The sequence below is a fragment of the Vaccinium witches'-broom phytoplasma str. VAC genome, from assembly GCF_000309405.1.
In the GTDB taxonomy this organism is placed as follows: Bacteria; Bacillota_I; Bacilli_A; order Acholeplasmatales; family Acholeplasmataceae; genus Phytoplasma.
In genome coordinates this window covers 1-4,115 of the sequence record NZ_AKIN01000241.1, presented here as the reverse complement: position 1 = coordinate 4,115, position 4,115 = coordinate 1, and the positions used below count along the sequence as shown (strand labels likewise).

3 protein-coding genes are annotated in these 4,115 nt (G+C 29.7%); all 3 read right to left on the bottom strand.

Going from position 1 to position 4,115, the window contains the following annotated elements:
- Positions 1–128 precede the first annotated feature (128 nt).
- Entirely contained in the window at positions 129–2,270 is a 2,142-nt protein-coding gene (gene ftsH, locus RI68_RS03235) for an ATP-dependent zinc metalloprotease FtsH (protein ID WP_017193794.1), read from the bottom strand.
- A 53-nt stretch (positions 2,271–2,323) separates the two neighbouring features.
- Complete coding sequence (serS, locus tag RI68_RS03230) at positions 2,324–3,601, bottom strand: serine--tRNA ligase (RefSeq protein WP_017193793.1); 1,278 nt, start codon at positions 3,599–3,601, stop codon at positions 2,324–2,326.
- 226 nt (positions 3,602–3,827) lie between these two features.
- Entirely contained in the window at positions 3,828–4,088 is a 261-nt protein-coding gene (rpsT, locus tag RI68_RS03225; protein WP_017192556.1) for a 30S ribosomal protein S20, read from the bottom strand.
- Positions 4,089–4,115 lie beyond the last annotated feature (27 nt).

Here is a 4,115-nt window from a genome sequence, read left to right as displayed (position 1 = left end):
TAAAATACATTTATTTTAAATAAAGTACACAAACCAAAAAGAAGAAATTTTTTTGGTTTGTTACGGAAAAGTAATTTTTTAGTTTTTTTTAATAAATATTTTTTGATGAATCAGAATTATTCTTCATTTTATTCATCATTATCATGTTCATTTTCTTCTCTTTTGCCATCAACTTCTAGATTTTCATCTTCGATAGTTGTTTCTGTTTCTGAATTTTTATTATCTGATTCTTCGGATGAGTTAGCGTTTTTTTCTTCTGATACATCATTGTTATCATTTGAAGAAACAGTTTTTGCTTGTTCTTCAGATGTGTTTTCTTCATCAGAATCGTTATAAAGTAAAGCTTCTTTTTTTTCTTTAGTTTTTGATTTTGCTTTATCATTGACTTCTTCTTTTTCTGCTTTAGCAAGTTTTTCTTCTTCGTACCAAGAGATTTTACCAGTTGCAAATATTTCATCAATATCTCTTTTAGAAAGAGTTTCAATCTCAGATAAATAATCAGCGATTTTGAATAAAAGTTCTTTGTTGTCTAAAAGTTTTTGTTTGGCTTCAGCGTAAGCATTAGTTAAAATATCTTGAACAGCTTGGTCAATTTCTACAGCTTTAGATTCGGAAAAATCTTTGTGAAAAGTTGGTGCTTCTTCTCCGTATTGAGCTAATCCGACAACACTCATTCCGAATTTAGTCACCATAATTCTCGCAATTTTAGTTGCTTGTTTGAAATCGTCATAAGAACCTGAAGAGATATCGTCTAAAAATAATTCTTCTGCCGCTCTTCCGCCTAAATAAGAAGTTATTTCGGCTAATAATCTTTTTTTAGAATAGAAATAAGTTTCTTCTTCCGGTAACATTAAATTATAACCGCCAGATTTACCACGAGGGATAATAGTGATTTTTTGGACTTTTTTAGCATTGGGCAATGTAAGACCAATAACTGCATGACCTGCCTCATGGAAAGAAACTAATTTTTTCTCTTTATTAGTGTATCTGCCGCCTTTTTTAATAGAACCAATTAAAATTCTATCTAAAGCTTCGCTTAAATCATTTTTATTGATTTTGCTCGCTCTTCTTCTTGTAGCTAGCAAAGCAGCTTCATTTAAAATACCTTCTAATTGGGCGCCACTGAAACCTGGTGTTTCCTTAGCTAGTTCTTCTAAACTAATATCTTTTTCTATTTTTTTGTTAGAAGCGTGTAGTTTTAAAATAGCTTCACGATCTTTTAAACTGGGTAAATTAATGGTAAATTGACGGTCAAAACGCCCTGGCCTTAACAACGCAGAATCTATGCGTTCAGGTTGGTTAGTTGCAGCAATAACAATAACGCCTGAATTCTTATTATAACCATCCATTTCTACTAAAAGTTGGTTTAAGGTTTGTTCGTTTTCACTATGTCCCATATCAGATCCTCTTTTACGAGCCATAGCTTCAATTTCATCGATAAAAACAATACAAGGAGCATTCATTTTAGCGTTTTTAAATAAACTTCTTACACGAGAAGCTCCTAGACCAACATACATTTCTACGAAATCTGAACCAGACGCAGCAAAGAAAGGAACGCCAGCTTCGCCAGAAACCGCTTTAGCTAATAAAGTTTTACCAGTGCCGGGAGGTCCTGATAATAAAACTCCTTTAGGAATTCTGGCGCCCATATCTATGTATTTCTTAGGGTTTTTTAAAAAGTCGATTAATTCCTTCATTTCTTCTTTTTCTTCGTCAGCGCCAGCGATATCTTTAAAAGTTAAAGTTGGTTTTTGAACTACTTCTCTTCTTAATTGGGTTTTATTTTTATCACCAAATTGTTCTGAGAATTGGCTTCCGATATCTTTCATACTTGTAAAGAAAAAATAAATAAGCAAGACTGTTAAAGATATTCTTAAAGAAGAAACTAAAGGACCGAATCCCATGTCAGGATCTTGAATAGTTATAGCTAACAAAACTTTATGAGAAGAAGGTGTGTGTTTTTTTTCCACTTCGTTCCTTATTCGGTGAAAACTTTCTTCATCAACGAAAGAATATTTTTTGGTTTTTTTATCATCACCTTCTTTATAGGTCACTATTAAATCATATAAAACAGGGAGACCATTTGTTAAAATAGGTTTTATTTTCAATTCGTTTTTGTCTAAAAGATTTAATATTTCTAATTCAGATTCGTCTTTTTTTAATGATTTTTGAACTACACCTCTTAAAGACATTATGGCGCCGATAGAGATAATGAAAAGCATAATATACCAAATATTAATTTTTTTTAATTTATCTTCCCATTTATTCATAATTTTTATCCCTTAAATTCCTTTCACAATGGTTTTTGCAACCTTTTGAAAAGTTACTTAATAATATCGATTCCCATATAACTTTTTAAAACATCAGGTACTACAATATTTCCGTCTTTATTTTGATAATTTTCCATAATAGCGATCATAGTTCGTCCGATAGCTAAAGCTGATCCGTTTAAAGTATGAACGTATTCGTTTTTATCTTTTTTATTTTTATTAAATTTAATATTGGCTCTTCGAGCTTGAAAAGTTTCTGCATTACTGATAGAAGCTATTTCGCGATATTTTTGTTGACTAGGCAACCATACCTCAATATCATAAGTTTTAGTCATACTAAAACCTAAATCGCCCGTTGATAAAGCGACCACTCTATAAGGTATTTTTAACTTTTGCAAAATTTCTTCAGAATCTTTTAACATTTCTTCTAAAACAGTGTAAGAATTTTGAGGTTCTACAAATTGAATCAATTCAACTTTATTAAATTGTTTTTGTCTTAAAATGCCTCTGGTATCTTTTCCAGCAGCTCCTGCTTCTTGTCTAAAACAAGTAGTAAAACTGACATATTTAATGGGTAATCGTTCTGCCTTTAAAGTTTCATTACGATGGATATTAATAGTAGGAACTTCAGCAGTCGGATTTAAATACCAATTATATTTATCTAATTTTAATTTGAAAAGTTCTTTTTCAAATTTAGGTAATTGACCGGTAGAAAACATTGAATTTTCGTTGACAATAAAAGGAGGGATGATTTCTTGATAACCCTTTTGAGAGTTCGTATCCATCATAAAATTAATTAAAGCTCTTTCCAAACGAGCTCCAGCTCCTTTTAAAACAGCAAATCTGCTGCCAGTTACTTTAGCAGCCACCTTTAAATCTAAAATATTTAATTTTTCACCTATTTCCACGTGATCTTTAATAGGGAAAGGTTGTTCTTCTGGTTCCATAAAGTGTTTAATAACAACATTATCTTCTTCGCTTTGACCGATAGGGGTAGATTCATGAGGAATATTAGGAACAATATGCAACAGGTGATTAATTTTATTTTCGATGGTTTGTAGTTCTTGCGTTAATGTTTCTAATTCTTTTTTAGAAATAGCCTCTTTAGCGATCACTTCTTCATCAATGGATTTGTTTTCTCTTTTTAATATCCCTATAGAGCGAGAGAGATTATTTTTTTTAAACCTCATTTGTTCTATGGAAACAATTAAATTTTTACGCGATTGATTTAATAAAATAAGTTCTTCTAAATAAGAAAAGTCTTCTTGTCTTGTTTGTAGTTTTTGAATAACTAATTCCATATTTTGAATTATAAATTTCAAGTCTAACATTATATTAACATAATCCTTCATTTTATCCGGTTATTACAAAAACAATAAACCTAAAAGACAAATATTAAAACTACTGTGATAATATTTTTATTAAGTCTATTTTATAATAGAGATTTTAAAAAAATTTTTTATAATAGTAAAAACAAATTAACATATCGACCAAAAGATATGATAACCTTGCTATTGATTTTTTTTGATTGATTTTTAAAGAAAAAATGTTTATTCATTAAATTTGATTAAACATTTTAGCGAAATTAGATTTGTTTCTAGAAACAAAGTTAGAGCGATAAATTCCTTTGGATAAGCCTTTATCTAATTTTTTATTAACGTAATTTAATAATGTTAAAGCTTGCGTTTTTTCAGAAGCTACCACAGCAGATTTAAATTTTTTAATTGCTGTTTTAACCGAAGATTTGTAAGAAGCATTCTTTAATCTACGTTTTTCGTTAGTCTTATTACGTTTTTTTTGTTGTTTAATATTTGCCATTTAATCAATACCCCTTTTTATTCAAAA

Excerpts from the sequence above, each read along its gene's own strand:
- ftsH (WP_017193794.1), bottom strand. The coding sequence starts at position 2,270 with ATGAATAAATGGGAAGATAAATTAAAAAAAATTAATATTTGGTATATT.
- serS (WP_017193793.1), bottom strand. The coding sequence starts at position 3,601 with ATGTTAGACTTGAAATTTATAATTCAAAATATGGAATTAGTTATTCAA.
- rpsT (WP_017192556.1), bottom strand. The coding sequence starts at position 4,088 with ATGGCAAATATTAAACAACAAAAAAAACGTAATAAGACTAACGAAAAA.